Genomic DNA, 13139 nt, shown 5'->3' with positions numbered 1-13139 from the left:
TAAGGCCATCTTTTTTCGTTTTACATTCTTTAGGGACGTTGACGTGGCACAAATTCTGGTTAAAAAATGTGTTAACAGTGTTTCAACAAATGAATGGAAATTGCAGAATATTTCAGGCGATGAATATCACTTTTCCATAAGATATGTATGGAATATGGCATTTGTGCGATGGGTCAAAGTTATGACTATTCTTTGACCTTTTAGACCTGATTCTACCGAAATAACCCCTCTATTCTAATGATTGATCATGGCATCAAGTTCCTAAAAAATGCTAGACTACGGCACCTGATAAATCTCGCGTATTCCTTGTGACGAGATTTTTAATAGGATGTTGCGATTTTGATGTTTAAAACAACATCAAAACCGGACACTGATGTCGTGTCTAAAAGTTACGCAATCAAAAGAATCTTTTTCCCGATAAAAGTAGTGCAAGTGCGTATGATTACAATAAAGAAGGGCTTGGATCTTCCTATCGCAGGAACTCCATCCCAGGTGATTAATGATGGTAAGACCATCAAAAAAGTCGCCTTGCTTGGCGAAGAGTACGTTGGCATGCGACCTACCATGCATGTCCGCGTTGGTGATGAAGTGAAAAAAGCGCAAGTTCTTTTTGAAGATAAAAAGAACCCAGGCGTGAAATTTACTGCACCAGCAGCCGGTAAAGTGATCGAAGTTAACCGTGGCGCTAAACGTGTCCTTCAATCTGTAGTGATTGAAGTGGCAGGTGAAGAGCAGGTGACATTTGATAAGTTCGAAGCCGCTCAACTTTCAGGTCTAGATCGTGAAGTGATCAAGACTCAGTTGGTTGACTCTGGCTTATGGACCGCTTTACGTACTCGTCCGTTTAGCAAGGTTCCTGCAATCGAGTCTTCTACTAAGGCTATTTTCGTAACTGCAATGGATACTAATCCACTAGCAGCTAAGCCTGAGTTGATCATTAATGAGCAACAAGAAGCATTCATTGCTGGTCTAGACATTCTTTCAGCCCTGACAGAAGGCAAGGTTTACGTATGTAAATCTGGCACTAGCTTGCCACGCTCTTCACAGTCTAACGTAGAAGAACACGTCTTCGATGGCCCTCACCCAGCAGGTCTTGCTGGCACCCACATGCATTTCCTATACCCAGTAAATGCAGAGAATGTGGCATGGAGCATCAACTACCAAGACGTTATCGCGTTCGGTAAGCTGTTCCTAACTGGTGAGCTATGCACAGATCGTGTTGTGTCTCTAGCTGGCCCAGTTGTGAATAACCCTCGTCTAGTTCGTACCGTAATGGGTGCAAGCTTAGATGACCTAACAGATAACGAGCTGATGCCTGGCGAAGTTCGTGTGATCTCTGGTTCAGTACTAACAGGTACACATGCAACTGGTCCACACGCATACCTTGGCCGTTACCATCAACAGGTTTCTGTATTACGTGAAGGCCGTGAAAAAGAACTATTTGGCTGGGCAATGCCTGGTAAGAATAAGTTCTCGGTAACTCGCTCTTTCCTTGGTCACGTATTCAAAGGTCAGTTGTTCAATATGACAACGACGACCAATGGTAGTGATCGTTCAATGGTTCCAATTGGCAACTACGAACGCGTAATGCCTCTAGATATGGAGCCTACTTTGCTGCTTCGTGATCTATGTGCCGGCGACACAGACAGTGCTCAAGCACTGGGTGCGCTTGAACTGGATGAAGAAGATCTAGCATTGTGTACCTTTGTATGTCCAGGTAAGTACGAGTACGGTACGTTACTTCGTGAATGCCTAGATACTATCGAGAAGGAAGGGTAATTTTCATGGCTCTTAAAAAGTTTCTTGAAGACATCGAGCATCATTTTGAGCCTGGTGGCAAACACGAAAAATGGTTTGCCCTGTACGAAGCTGTAGCAACAGTTTTTTACACCCCAGGTATCGTAACAAATAAAAGCTCGCACGTTCGTGATAGCGTTGACCTAAAACGTATCATGATCATGGTTTGGTTTGCGGTATTCCCAGCAATGTTCTGGGGTATGTACAACGCAGGTGGCCAAGCTATTGCAGCACTTAACCACATGTACGCTGGTGACCAACTAGCGACAGTTATCGCAGGTAACTGGCACTACTGGCTAACAGAAATGCTTGGCGGCACTATCGGTGCGGAAGCGGGTGTTGGCAGTAAGATGCTACTAGGTGCGACTTACTTCCTGCCAATCTACGCAACAGTATTTATTGTTGGTGGCTTCTGGGAAGTGTTGTTCTGTATGGTGCGTAAACACGAAGTTAACGAAGGTTTCTTTGTAACTTCTATCTTATTCGCACTTATCGTTCCACCAACGCTACCTCTATGGCAAGCGGCACTAGGTATCACATTTGGTGTTGTTGTAGCAAAAGAGATCTTCGGTGGTACAGGTCGTAACTTCCTTAACCCTGCACTTGCAGGTCGTGCATTTCTATTCTTCGCTTACCCAGCACAAATTTCGGGTGACGTAGTATGGACTGCAGCTGACGGCTTCTCTGGTGCAACTGCTCTTAGCCAATGGGCTCAAGGTGGTAACGGTGCTCTAGTTAACACAGTAACTGGCGCTCCTATCACTTGGATGGACGCGTTCATCGGTAACATCCCTGGCTCTATTGGTGAAGTATCGACTCTAGCTCTAATGATCGGTGCAGCGATGATCGTTTACATGCGAATCGCTTCATGGCGCATCATTGCGGGTGTGATGATCGGTATGATCGCAGTATCGACTCTGTTTAACGTGATCGGTTCTGACACTAATCCAATGTTTAATATGCCATGGCACTGGCACCTAGTTCTAGGTGGTTTTGCATTCGGTATGTTCTTCATGGCAACGGACCCAGTATCAGCGTCATTTACTAGCAAAGGTAAATGGTGGTACGGCATCCTGATTGGTGCAATGTGTGTGATGATCCGTGTAGTTAACCCAGCGTACCCAGAAGGTATGATGCTGGCGATTCTATTCGCGAACCTATTCGCACCTCTGTTCGACCATGTAGTGATTGAGAAGAACATCAAGCGGAGACTAGCACGCTATGGCAAGTAATAACGACAGCATTAAAAAGACGCTGGGTGTTGTTATCGGGTTGAGCCTTGTTTGTTCAATCATCGTATCAACAGCAGCAGTAGGTCTGCGTGATAAGCAAAAAGCTAACGCTGTCCTAGATAAGCAATCAAAGATCGTTGAAGTTGCAGGCATTGACGCAAACGGTAAGAAAGTACCAGAGCTATTTGCTGAGTACATCGAACCTCGTCTAGTAGACCTTGAAACAGGTAACTTTACTGAGGGTAATGCATCTACGTACGATCAACGTGAAGCATCAAAAGATGCAGAACGTTCAATCGCATTGACACCAGAAGAAGACGTAGCTGATATCCGTCGTCGCGCGAATACAGCAGTGGTGTACCTTGTAAAAGATCAAGATGAAGTCCAAAAAGTTATCCTGCCTATGCACGGTAAAGGACTATGGTCGATGATGTATGCCTTTGTAGCCGTTGAAACTGATGGTAACACTGTGTCTGCTATTACTTACTACGAGCAAGGTGAAACTCCTGGACTTGGTGGTGAAGTAGAGAACCCTTCATGGCGCGATCAATTCATTGGCAAGAAATTGTACAATGAAGATCACCAGCCAGCGATTAAGGTCGTGAAAGGCGGCGCACCGCAAGGTTCTGAGCACGGTGTTGATGGCCTATCAGGAGCGACGCTCACTAGTAATGGTGTTCAACACACATTTGACTTCTGGTTAGGTGATATGGGCTTTGGTCCTTTCCTAGCAAAAGTTCGTGACGGAGAACTTAACTAATGTCTAGTGCACAAAACGTTAAAAAGAGCATCCTAGCGCCAGTGTTGGATAACAACCCAATCGCGCTACAAGTTCTTGGTGTATGTTCTGCTCTTGCAGTAACAACTAAACTAGAAACAGCTTTTGTAATGACACTAGCGGTAACATTTGTAACTGCGTTGTCTAACTTCTCTGTTTCATTGATCCGTAACCACATTCCTAACAGTGTGCGTATCATCGTTCAGATGGCAATCATCGCATCGTTAGTAATCGTGGTAGACCAAGTGCTAAAAGCTTACCTATACGATATCTCTAAACAGCTATCTGTATTCGTTGGTCTGATTATCACTAACTGTATCGTAATGGGTCGTGCTGAAGCATTCGCAATGAAGTCTGCGCCAGTACCATCTCTTATTGACGGTATTGGTAACGGTCTAGGTTACGGCTTCGTTCTTATCACTGTAGGTTTCTTCCGTGAGCTATTTGGCTCAGGCAAACTATTTGGTCTAGAAGTTCTACCTCTAGTGAGCAACGGTGGTTGGTACCAGCCTAACGGCCTAATGCTACTAGCACCATCAGCATTCTTCCTAATCGGCTTCCTTATCTGGGTAATCCGTATTCTGAAACCAGAACAAGTAGAAGCGAAGGAGTAAGGACGTCATGGAACATTACATTAGTCTGTTAGTTAAATCGATTTTCATCGAAAACATGGCTCTGTCTTTCTTCCTAGGTATGTGTACTTTCCTTGCCGTATCTAAGAAGGTTAAGACCTCTTTCGGCCTAGGTGTTGCAGTTGTGGTAGTTCTGACTATCGCTGTTCCTGTGAACAACCTGGTATACAACCTAGTTCTGAGAGAGAACGCGTTAGTTGAGGGCGTGGACCTTAGCTTCCTAAACTTCATCACCTTTATCGGTGTAATTGCAGCACTTGTACAGATTCTAGAGATGGTCCTAGACCGTTTCTTCCCACCTTTGTACAACGCGCTAGGCATCTTCCTACCGCTGATCACAGTAAACTGTGCAATCTTCGGTGGTGTATCTTTCATGGTACAACGTGACTACAACTTTGCTGAATCGATCGTTTACGGTTTCGGCTCTGGTGTGGGCTGGATGCTAGCAATCGTTGCTCTTGCAGGTATCCGTGAGAAGATGAAGTACTCTGACGTACCTCCAGGTCTACGTGGTCTTGGTATCACATTTATCACTGTAGGTCTTATGGCGTTAGGCTTTATGTCTTTCTCTGGTGTTCAACTGTAAGTCGGGTAAACCGCAACAATTAAGGAATAGTCAATGGACATTATTCTTGGTGTAGTGATGTTTACTCTGATCGTACTAGCACTAGTACTAGTGATTCTTTTCGCTAAGTCTAAGCTTGTACCAACAGGTGACATTACAATTTCTGTGAACGATGACCCTTCTCTGGCGATCGTTACACAACCAGGTGGTAAGCTACTGAGTGCTCTAGCAGGTGCTGGCGTATTCGTATCTTCTGCTTGTGGTGGCGGTGGCTCATGTGGTCAGTGTCGCGTAAAAGTTAAATCAGGTGGTGGCGACATCCTACCAACCGAGCTTGACCATATTACTAAAGGTGAAGCGCGTGAAGGTGAGCGTCTAGCGTGTCAGGTTGCAATGAAAACTGACATGGATATCGAGCTTCCTGAAGAAATCTTCGGCGTTAAGAAGTGGGAATGTACTGTTATCTCTAACGATAACAAAGCGACATTCATCAAAGAGCTTAAGCTGCAAATTCCAGATGGCGAATCAGTACCTTTCCGTGCTGGTGGTTACATCCAGATTGAAGCTCCTGCTCACCACGTGAAATACGCAGACTACGATATTCCTGAGGAATACCGTGAAGACTGGGAGAAGTTCAACCTTTTCCGTTACGAGTCTAAAGTTAATGAAGAGACCATTCGTGCATACTCTATGGCTAACTACCCAGAAGAGCACGGTATCATCATGCTTAACGTTCGTATCGCAACTCCGCCGCCGAACAACCCAGACGTACCACCAGGCATCATGTCTTCGTACATCTGGTCTCTAAAAGAAGGCGACAAGTGTACTATTTCTGGTCCATTTGGTGAGTTCTTTGCGAAAGATACAGATGCAGAAATGGTATTCGTTGGTGGTGGTGCTGGTATGGCTCCAATGCGCTCACACATCTTCGACCAACTTAAGCGTCTGCACTCTAAGCGTAAGATGTCTTTCTGGTACGGCGCACGTTCTAAGCGTGAAATGTTCTACGTAGAAGACTTCGATATGCTACAAGCTGAGAATGACAACTTCGTATGGCACTGTGCACTGTCTGATCCACTTCCAGAAGATAACTGGGATGGTTACACTGGCTTTATTCACAACGTTCTTTACGAGAACTACCTACGTGATCACGAAGCGCCAGAAGACTGTGAATACTACATGTGTGGTCCACCTATGATGAACGCTGCTGTAATCGGCATGCTAAAAGATCTAGGTGTAGAGGATGAAAACATCCTACTAGATGACTTCGGTGGTTAATTCCTCCAAGTGATTGAATCTATGGCTAGCTCTCCAAGAGAGCTAGCCATTATTTTTTATAGACATAAAACTGATACTCAACAGTTGATATAGGTAATCGGATTGAAAGGATTGATCCTATTTCCCATATCAATTCAACAACATTGGGAGTTAACAAGTGAAAAAGTGGCTTGTTGCATTTGCTTCTCTATTGATTTTGGCTGGCTGTGAGCAGCCTGCCGATCAAATTCATTTAAGTGGCCCTACCATGGGGACTTCTTACAACATCAAGTATATCGAGCAAGATGGTATTCCAACGCCAAAAGCGATGCAGACAGAAATTGATCGCTTATTGGAAGAGGTTAATGACCAAATGTCGACCTATCGTGACGACTCAGAGTTAAGTCGTTTTAATCAGCATCAAACGAGCGAGCCATTTACAGTTTCGACACAAACTGCAACGGTAGTGAAAGAAGCAATTCGCCTTAACGGTCTTACTTTAGGTGCATTGGATGTGACGGTCGGCCCTCTAGTTAACCTGTGGGGGTTTGGTCCAGAAGCTCGTCCAGATGTAGTTCCAACCGATGAAGAACTCGCTGCTCGCAAAGCAAATACCGGTATTCACCACCTATCTGTTGATGGTAATACACTGTCCAAAGACCTTCCTAACTTGTACGTCGACCTATCGACGATTGCGAAAGGTTGGGGGGTTGACGTGGTTGCTGACTACCTTCAATCTGAAGGGGTACAGAACTTTATGGTCGAAGTTGGCGGTGAAATGCGTCTCAAAGGTGTCAATCGTGAAGGTGTGCCTTGGCGTATCGCAATTGAAAAACCGACCGTTGATGAACGTTCAATTCAAGAAATTATTGAACCAGGCGACATGGCAATTGCAACAAGTGGTGACTATCGTAATTACTTTGAGAGTAATGGTGTGAGATACTCTCATATTATTAATCCACGAACAGGCAAACCAATTCATCATAAAGTGGTGTCTGTAACGGTATTAGATAAATCGTCGATGACTGCTGATGGTCTTGCAACTGGTCTTATGGTGCTAGGTGAAGACAAAGGCATGGCAATTGCGAACGAAAATAATATTCCTGTTTTCATGATTGTGAAAACGGAAGATGGTTTTAAAGAGTTGGCTTCGGAAGCATACAAGCCATTCATGAAGAAATAACAACAGAAGTGAGCATGTTTTTATGAATACATTTCTAATTACCTTTGCTGTGTTTGTCGCGGTAATCACTGCAATGGCTGTCGGATACATTTTCCAAAAGAAAGTCGTGAAAGGTAGCTGTGGTGGCTTAGGGGCAGTTGGCATCGAAAAAGTGTGTAATTGTCCAGAACCCTGCGATGCGCGTAAAAAACGTGAAGCGCGCGAGGCTGCGCGTGCTGAGAAATTGGCGGCGTGGGAAAAAGATAGAATTGCTTAGTATTGGTTAATCGTACTAAGAAAGTGATAAAGCTCAGCGTTCTGCTGAGCTTTATTTTTAGGCAGCTAACCAAAGCTCAGATGTCCGAGAAAGAGCCCAATACCGTGTTTTGTTGTTTCTTTCTCTCATGTTACAGAGCAAGACCACACTGATAGTCATTAGGACGAAGAAATGATTTGGTTACGTCCGTTCTCTTTGGCCATGTAAAGTCGCTCATCCGCCACTTTTATTTGTTGTTCCAGCTCCCCCTCGATGTTGCTTACACCAATACTCGCGGTCACAAGAATGTTTTTGTCCAAATAAGTTATTGGCGTTTTTTCTATGCGCTGTCTCATTTGTTCTAAGCGTGTTAGAAAGCCGTCATAGTCGCCACTGGCTTGAATACAAAACTCCTCGCCACCAAGCCTAGCGACAATATCATTTGGAAAATAGATTTTTAGAATATTCGCTATCATGACTAACACTGCATCGCCGCCCTCATGTCCGTGTGTATCATTTACTTGCTTAAAGAAATCGATATCAAGCATCGCGATGTTTCTTTGAGCGTTTTCTACATGGGGTTGCTCAAACAGAAAGCGGCGGTTCCATAAGCCCGTTAGCGCATCTTGATTTGCCATTTTAAACAGTTCAGATGTTGCGTCTTTGATATCTAACAGTTGGTGAATACGGCAAAAAAATTCTTCTTGATTAAATGGCTTGTATAAAAAGTCATTGGCCCCTGCTTTTAGAAACCTAGCCGTCATGGTCTTAGAGTTACTACCCGACAAGCCGAGAATGGCTAATTGATTTTTATCCCACTTCCGACGTAATTCACGCACCATAGTAATGCCATCTTTAACGGGCATATCATGGTCGGTTAAAACGAGAGTGATATCTGGATTTTGCTCGACAAGCTCTAGGGCTTTTTGCCCATTGTCAGCTTCCAACGTCTGAATATATTGATGCTCCAAAAGTTGGGCAATGTGTCTTCTTACGGTGCGTGAATCATCAACGACTAAACATTTGTGTTGTTGATTGTTGGTTAGTCGCTTGAGGAGTGGTAATAGATAGGAAACGGACGCCATGCTGTCTTTCAAAATATAGTCGAGGACACCTTTTGCAAGCATCTTTTCGCGAGTGTCTTCTTGAAATCGAGCCGTTAAAACAATGACACGATGACCATGTTCCAAAACGAGGTCAATAATCTCGCCATCTTGAGCATCCGGTAAACAATAGTCTAAAACCGCACAGAAGAGGTCCTGTGCTGAAGATAACAAGTTCTTTGCCTCCGCGTAGCTTTCCGCTGCGATGACCTCATAACCAGCTTGGCTTATTGTTTGGCAAAGAAAGTTTTTAAATGCACGACTATCTTCAACAACCAGAATCTTATTACTCAAGCGCAGTCCCCAAAATTAATTGTTTAAAATCAATGATAACTAAAATTAAACTTATCGCCATCAAAAAACACATGTCAACCAAAAGTAGAACAACTACTCAAATGTTTGACACGCATCCGTTAACATCACATCATTATTCCTGTCTTAGTTATATAATTATGTTTAGCTAACGTAGGGAGAAAGTAGTATGGAAATGCATCAACATGGTATGGCTGAGCTATTTCAACAACTGGGCCTCGGTAGCTCTCCTCAAGAAATGAAAGATTTTATTAATCAACATCGACACAAAAGAGATTCTGCGCCTTTACATGAAGCTAGCTTTTGGACGATGTCACAGGCGAACTTTCTAAAACAAGCCATCGAAGAAGATGCAGATTGGGCCGAATTAGTCGATCAATTGGACGTAATGCTTCGAGATTGACGTTCGCTTAAACACGCCCATTTCTCTTCAGGTAGATTTGATTTATACTGTTTTTTTGAACAGTGCTTTGATGGCTATGTCAGATCGAATTAGAAAAATTATTCATGTCGATATGGATTGTTTTTATGCTGCCGTAGAGATGAGAGATAACCCCAGTTACCGTGGCATTGCACTCGCTGTTGGCGGACATGAAAAGCAGCGTGGAGTGATTAGCACCTGTAATTATGATGCGCGTAAATATGGTGTTCGCAGTGCAATGTCAACGGCGCGCGCGCTGCAACTCTGTCCTCATTTGTTGGTTGTGCCCGGTAGAATGCATGTATATAAGCAAGTCTCTCAGCAGATTCGTGCTATTTTTGAGCGTTATACGCCTACCATTGAACCTCTCTCATTGGATGAAGCATACCTCGATGTCACGGACTCGACAGCTTGCCGTGGCTCCGCTACGTTGATCGCAGAGTCAATTCGCCGCGATATCTGGAGTGAACTTGGGTTGACGGCATCGGCGGGCATTGCTCCGATAAAGTTTCTTGCCAAGGTCGCGTCAGACATGAACAAGCCCAACGGTCAGTTTGTGATTCCGCCAGAGAAAGTCCAAGAGGTTATCGATAGTCTTCCGCTAGAGAACATTCCTGGTGTGGGGAAGGTGAGTCTTGAGAAGCTCCACCAAGCCGGTTTTTATCGATGTGAGGACATTAAAAACAGTGACTATCGAGAGTTGTTGAGGCAGTTTGGTCGTCAGGGTGCCTCCTTATGGCAGCGAAGCCATGGAATTGATAATCGAGAAGTCGTTGTTGAGCGCGAGAGAAAGTCCGTCGGTGTGGAAAGGACATTCAGCCAGAACATCGCAACCTATGATGAATGTTGGCAAGTGATTGAGGAGAAACTTTATCCTGAACTCGAGAAACGTTTAGAGCGTGCAAGCCCAGATAAGTCGATTATTAAACAAGGTATTAAAGTCAAATTTGCCGACTTTCAACTGACAACAATTGAGCACATCCATCCGCAATTAGAGCTTGAGGACTTCAAGATCTTGCTAAGAGATATTCTTAAACGCCAAAATGGACGGGAAATTCGCCTTTTAGGCTTGAACGTGATGCTCAAGCCCGAAGACCAAGCGCGTCAATTGAGCTTTTTTTAGGCCCTTACCGTTTCTACCTGCGTTAATACCTGCTCAAAACTTACATTTGCCATTGCACCATAACCTGCTAGCTTTGAGGCTTTTAGCTGGCTAATCAAAGGAGTGCTGATTCCGCACAAGAAGCGAGCAACGGCATCATTACTGATGGCCGATGGGGAAAGCTGAATAAACTCCCGCGCCCATATCGATACTTGAGATTGTTCAATATCTTCAGGTTCTGGTGCTGTGAATGTGGCGACGTGACCACGACACACGGAGCAGTGACCACATTGCTTTGGTGCATCGTGATCCGCAAAGTAGTTCGCCAATTGTGAGCTCAAACAGTGCTCGGACTGGAACAAGTGCAGCATGGTGTGGATTCTTTCGATATCTTTGCTTTCTTTGGATTGGAACAGTTCATACAGTTGTTGGATTAAAACATCCGAGCTCTGTTTGGTTGGCATAACTGAGTACACGTCCGTCAGTTGTTTGCTCTCTAGTTCTATCCAGCCGTTCTGGTGAAAATAGTCGAGCGCTGCGACAACTCGGCTGCGTTCCGATTGATAGTTCATCCATAGCGCTTCTAGATCAACTTGGCACCACACTTTGGCTTTTTGTGAGCAGGAAAAAATAGCCTCCACAAATTGACGTCGCTCGCCTTGAAATTGATTCACAATAAATTGCTGATCGTGCAAAAACTTAAACCGATATTCCGCAAAGTAACTGTACTTTGCTTCAATGACGTTATGTAGCTCCAAATAAACCAACAAGGTTTTGAGTGGCAATTGGCGGATATTACTTTCACGCGACAAACGCAGTGGCACTACCTCCCATTGTGGAGCATGTTCTTTCGCTTGCTCGACTACATAGTTAATTGACGTAAATTCTGGTGTGTCACCATAGACAAAATTCTCCAACACCGTTAAGCCGGACGTATTGCCTAGCAGAATGCACTCCGAGCGTTGCCCGTCCCTGCCTGCACGTCCAATCTCTTGTGCGTAGTTCTCGATTGATTTGGGTAAGTCGAAGTGAATGACGCGTCGAATATCAGATTTATCGACCCCCATACCAAATGCAATCGTTGCAACAATACAGTCAATTTGGCCATCCATGAACTGCTGTTGGATTTGTTCACGAACGTCGCTTTTCATGCCAGCGTGGTATGCGTGAGCGTTAATGCCAATATGGATTAATGACTTTGCTACTCGTTCTGCTGTTTGCTGCTGCGTCACGTATACGATGGTCGGAAGCTTAGGTGAAGAGGCGATGATCTCACTTAGCTGTTCTTGTTTCTTTGTTTCCTCACACGGGATCACCGAGATATCCAGATTAGAGCGGTAGAAGCCTGTAACGGTAATATGTTCACTGGAAATATCGAACTTTTTTTGCATGTCTTCAATAACTGCAGGCGTTGCCGTTGCGGTGAGAAGTAAAGACTGTGGGATGTTCAGTTCACGTTGATATTGCGGTAGTTTGAGATAATCTGGACGAAAGTTATGCCCCCATTCGGAAATACAGTGCGCTTCATCAATGACCATCAAAGAAATCGGTACTTGGCGAATGAATTCACGAAAACGCTCATTTTTTAGTCGCTCAACAGAAATCATCAAGATTTTGATTTGTCCATTCTTCACGCCAGCCATGACCTGTTGTGCTTCTTCTCTACTTTGACTGCTATCGATAGAAGCGGCCGCGATTCCTTTACTTTGTAAAAAGCTCAGTTGATCCTTCATTAACGCCAACAACGGAGAGATCACCAACGTAAGGTTGGGTAATATGGTTGCAGGTAGTTGATAACAGAGTGACTTCCCCGAGCCTGTAGGAAAGATTGCCGCAGCAGAGTAACCATTCATAACGGCTTCAATAACGGGTTGCTGACCTTGGCGTAATGAGTCAAAACCAAATACAGATTGAAGTGTTTGATGCAGCGAGTCACTTTGCATAATAGGGAAACCTTTCTTTGATGGTAAACTTGGCTACATTAACACACCCCGAATACTAAACGCGCGTCCTAAAAGTATGAACAAAGCTGACTTAGTCCAAATTATCATCCAACATCTGGAAGAAAAACTTCAAGTTGCCCATTCATCGGCTCAGCGAGCTATCGATGCCGCCACAGATGAAGAAACTGTTCCCGAGCACAAGTACGATACATTGGCACTTGAAGCCGCGTATCTTGCTCATGGACAAGCCATGCGAATTCAAGATAGTGAAGAGGAGTTGCGTCAATATCGTTCTTTAGTGACTCGTAACTTTAAGAATGCGCCTGTTGGTGTTGGTGCTTACGTTGTTCTCGCAGATGAGAATTTGATCGAAAAGCACTTCTTTGTAGGCCCTTGCTCTGGTGGTTTGACTGTTCAATATCAGACTCTGGAAGTCTTTGTCTTAACAGCCAAATCTCCTCTGGGTCGAGCGTTGTTCGGGAAAGAAGAGGGTGATGAGGTTGACGTGAAAATAGGAGATAAAACAACTTGTTACGAAGTCGTGACGATTTGCTGACATCTCATGTATCACTCAGTGTT

Annotated in this window: 13 protein-coding genes; 11 read left to right on the top strand and 2 right to left on the bottom strand. The window is 44.4% G+C overall.

Features of this window, described 5'->3' with window-relative positions; genetic code table 11:
- Positions 1-438 precede the first annotated feature (438 nt).
- The 8 genes from R7Z78_RS10630 (at position 439) to nqrM (ending at position 7700) form a co-directional block, all read left to right on the top strand.
- On the top strand, positions 439-1779 hold the full coding sequence (locus tag R7Z78_RS10630) for a Na(+)-translocating NADH-quinone reductase subunit A (protein ID WP_005380264.1): 1341 nt from the start codon (positions 439-441) through the stop codon (positions 1777-1779).
- 5 nt (positions 1780-1784) lie between these two features.
- Entirely contained in the window at positions 1785-3029 is a 1245-nt protein-coding gene (locus R7Z78_RS10625; RefSeq protein ID WP_005380265.1) for an NADH:ubiquinone reductase (Na(+)-transporting) subunit B, read from the top strand.
- Positions 3019-3789, top strand: a complete 771-nt coding sequence (locus tag R7Z78_RS10620; protein WP_005380267.1) for a Na(+)-translocating NADH-quinone reductase subunit C — start codon at positions 3019-3021, stop codon at positions 3787-3789. The genes R7Z78_RS10625 and R7Z78_RS10620 overlap by 11 nt, the downstream gene beginning before the upstream one ends.
- A complete protein-coding gene (locus R7Z78_RS10615) occupies positions 3789-4421 on the top strand; it encodes an NADH:ubiquinone reductase (Na(+)-transporting) subunit D (RefSeq protein WP_005380269.1) in 633 nt (210 codons plus the stop codon). The genes R7Z78_RS10620 and R7Z78_RS10615 overlap by 1 nt, the downstream gene beginning before the upstream one ends.
- A gap of 7 nt (positions 4422-4428) precedes the next feature.
- Complete coding sequence (gene nqrE / locus R7Z78_RS10610; protein ID WP_005380270.1) at positions 4429-5025, top strand: NADH:ubiquinone reductase (Na(+)-transporting) subunit E; 597 nt, start codon at positions 4429-4431, stop codon at positions 5023-5025.
- A 33-nt stretch (positions 5026-5058) separates the two neighbouring features.
- Positions 5059-6282: an NADH:ubiquinone reductase (Na(+)-transporting) subunit F gene (gene nqrF, locus R7Z78_RS10605; RefSeq protein ID WP_005380271.1), complete on the top strand. Its 1224-nt coding sequence runs from the start codon at positions 5059-5061 to the stop codon at positions 6280-6282.
- Between the two features lie 157 nt (positions 6283-6439).
- Positions 6440-7444 carry an FAD:protein FMN transferase gene (locus tag R7Z78_RS10600; RefSeq protein ID WP_005380272.1) on the top strand — a complete coding sequence of 335 codons (1005 nt, stop codon included), beginning with the start codon at positions 6440-6442 and terminating at the stop codon, positions 7442-7444.
- 22 nt (positions 7445-7466) lie between these two features.
- Entirely contained in the window at positions 7467-7700 is a 234-nt protein-coding gene (gene nqrM, locus R7Z78_RS10595; RefSeq protein WP_005380273.1) for a (Na+)-NQR maturation NqrM, read from the top strand.
- Between the two features lie 158 nt (positions 7701-7858).
- On the opposite strand, the gene R7Z78_RS10590 is transcribed toward nqrM, so the two are convergent.
- On the bottom strand, positions 7859-9076 hold the full coding sequence (locus tag R7Z78_RS10590) for a response regulator (RefSeq protein WP_104975541.1): 1218 nt from the start codon (positions 9074-9076) through the stop codon (positions 7859-7861).
- A gap of 187 nt (positions 9077-9263) precedes the next feature.
- On the opposite strand from R7Z78_RS10590, the gene R7Z78_RS10585 reads away from it, so the two are divergent.
- Entirely contained in the window at positions 9264-9497 is a 234-nt protein-coding gene (locus R7Z78_RS10585; protein ID WP_005380277.1) for a DUF2789 domain-containing protein, read from the top strand.
- Positions 9498-9609: 112 nt separating this feature from the next.
- Positions 9610-10638, top strand: a complete 1029-nt coding sequence (gene dinB / locus R7Z78_RS10580) for a DNA polymerase IV (protein WP_238777554.1) — start codon at positions 9610-9612, stop codon at positions 10636-10638.
- Here the strand turns inward: dinB and R7Z78_RS10575 are convergent.
- The gene (locus R7Z78_RS10575) at positions 10635-12560 is read right to left on the bottom strand and encodes an ATP-dependent DNA helicase RecQ (RefSeq protein ID WP_005380279.1); all 1926 of its coding nucleotides are present in this window, start codon (positions 12558-12560) and stop codon (positions 10635-10637) included. The two genes, dinB and R7Z78_RS10575, sit on opposite strands and share 4 nt — an antisense overlap.
- Positions 12561-12636: 76 nt before the next feature.
- Between R7Z78_RS10575 and R7Z78_RS10570 the strand changes: the two genes are divergently transcribed.
- A complete protein-coding gene (locus tag R7Z78_RS10570) occupies positions 12637-13116 on the top strand; it encodes a GreA/GreB family elongation factor (protein WP_005380280.1) in 480 nt (159 codons plus the stop codon).
- Positions 13117-13139: the final 23 nt, after the last annotated feature.

This window comes from Vibrio sp. 1167, from assembly GCF_033340375.1.
GTDB classification, from domain to species: Bacteria; Pseudomonadota; Gammaproteobacteria; order Enterobacterales; family Vibrionaceae; genus Vibrio; species Vibrio alginolyticus.
This window is presented reverse-complemented; position numbering and strand designations above follow the sequence as displayed.

What these genes read in the sequence shown, in the direction of transcription:
- R7Z78_RS10630 (WP_005380264.1), top strand. Translation starts at nt 439, where the DNA reads ATGATTACAATAAAGAAGGGCTTGGATCTTCCTATCGCAGGAACTCCA.
- R7Z78_RS10585 (WP_005380277.1), top strand. Translation starts at nt 9,264, where the DNA reads ATGGAAATGCATCAACATGGTATGGCTGAGCTATTTCAACAACTGGGC.
- nqrM (WP_005380273.1), top strand. Translation starts at nt 7,467, where the DNA reads ATGAATACATTTCTAATTACCTTTGCTGTGTTTGTCGCGGTAATCACT.
- R7Z78_RS10625 (WP_005380265.1), top strand. Translation starts at nt 1,785, where the DNA reads ATGGCTCTTAAAAAGTTTCTTGAAGACATCGAGCATCATTTTGAGCCT.
- R7Z78_RS10620 (WP_005380267.1), top strand. Translation starts at nt 3,019, where the DNA reads ATGGCAAGTAATAACGACAGCATTAAAAAGACGCTGGGTGTTGTTATC.
- dinB (WP_238777554.1), top strand. Translation starts at nt 9,610, where the DNA reads ATGGATTGTTTTTATGCTGCCGTAGAGATGAGAGATAACCCCAGTTAC.
- nqrE (WP_005380270.1), top strand. Translation starts at nt 4,429, where the DNA reads ATGGAACATTACATTAGTCTGTTAGTTAAATCGATTTTCATCGAAAAC.
- R7Z78_RS10615 (WP_005380269.1), top strand. Translation starts at nt 3,789, where the DNA reads ATGTCTAGTGCACAAAACGTTAAAAAGAGCATCCTAGCGCCAGTGTTG.
- R7Z78_RS10575 (WP_005380279.1), bottom strand. Translation starts at nt 12,560, where the DNA reads ATGCAAAGTGACTCGCTGCATCAAACACTTCAATCTGTATTTGGTTTT.
- R7Z78_RS10570 (WP_005380280.1), top strand. Translation starts at nt 12,637, where the DNA reads ATGAACAAAGCTGACTTAGTCCAAATTATCATCCAACATCTGGAAGAA.
- nqrF (WP_005380271.1), top strand. Translation starts at nt 5,059, where the DNA reads ATGGACATTATTCTTGGTGTAGTGATGTTTACTCTGATCGTACTAGCA.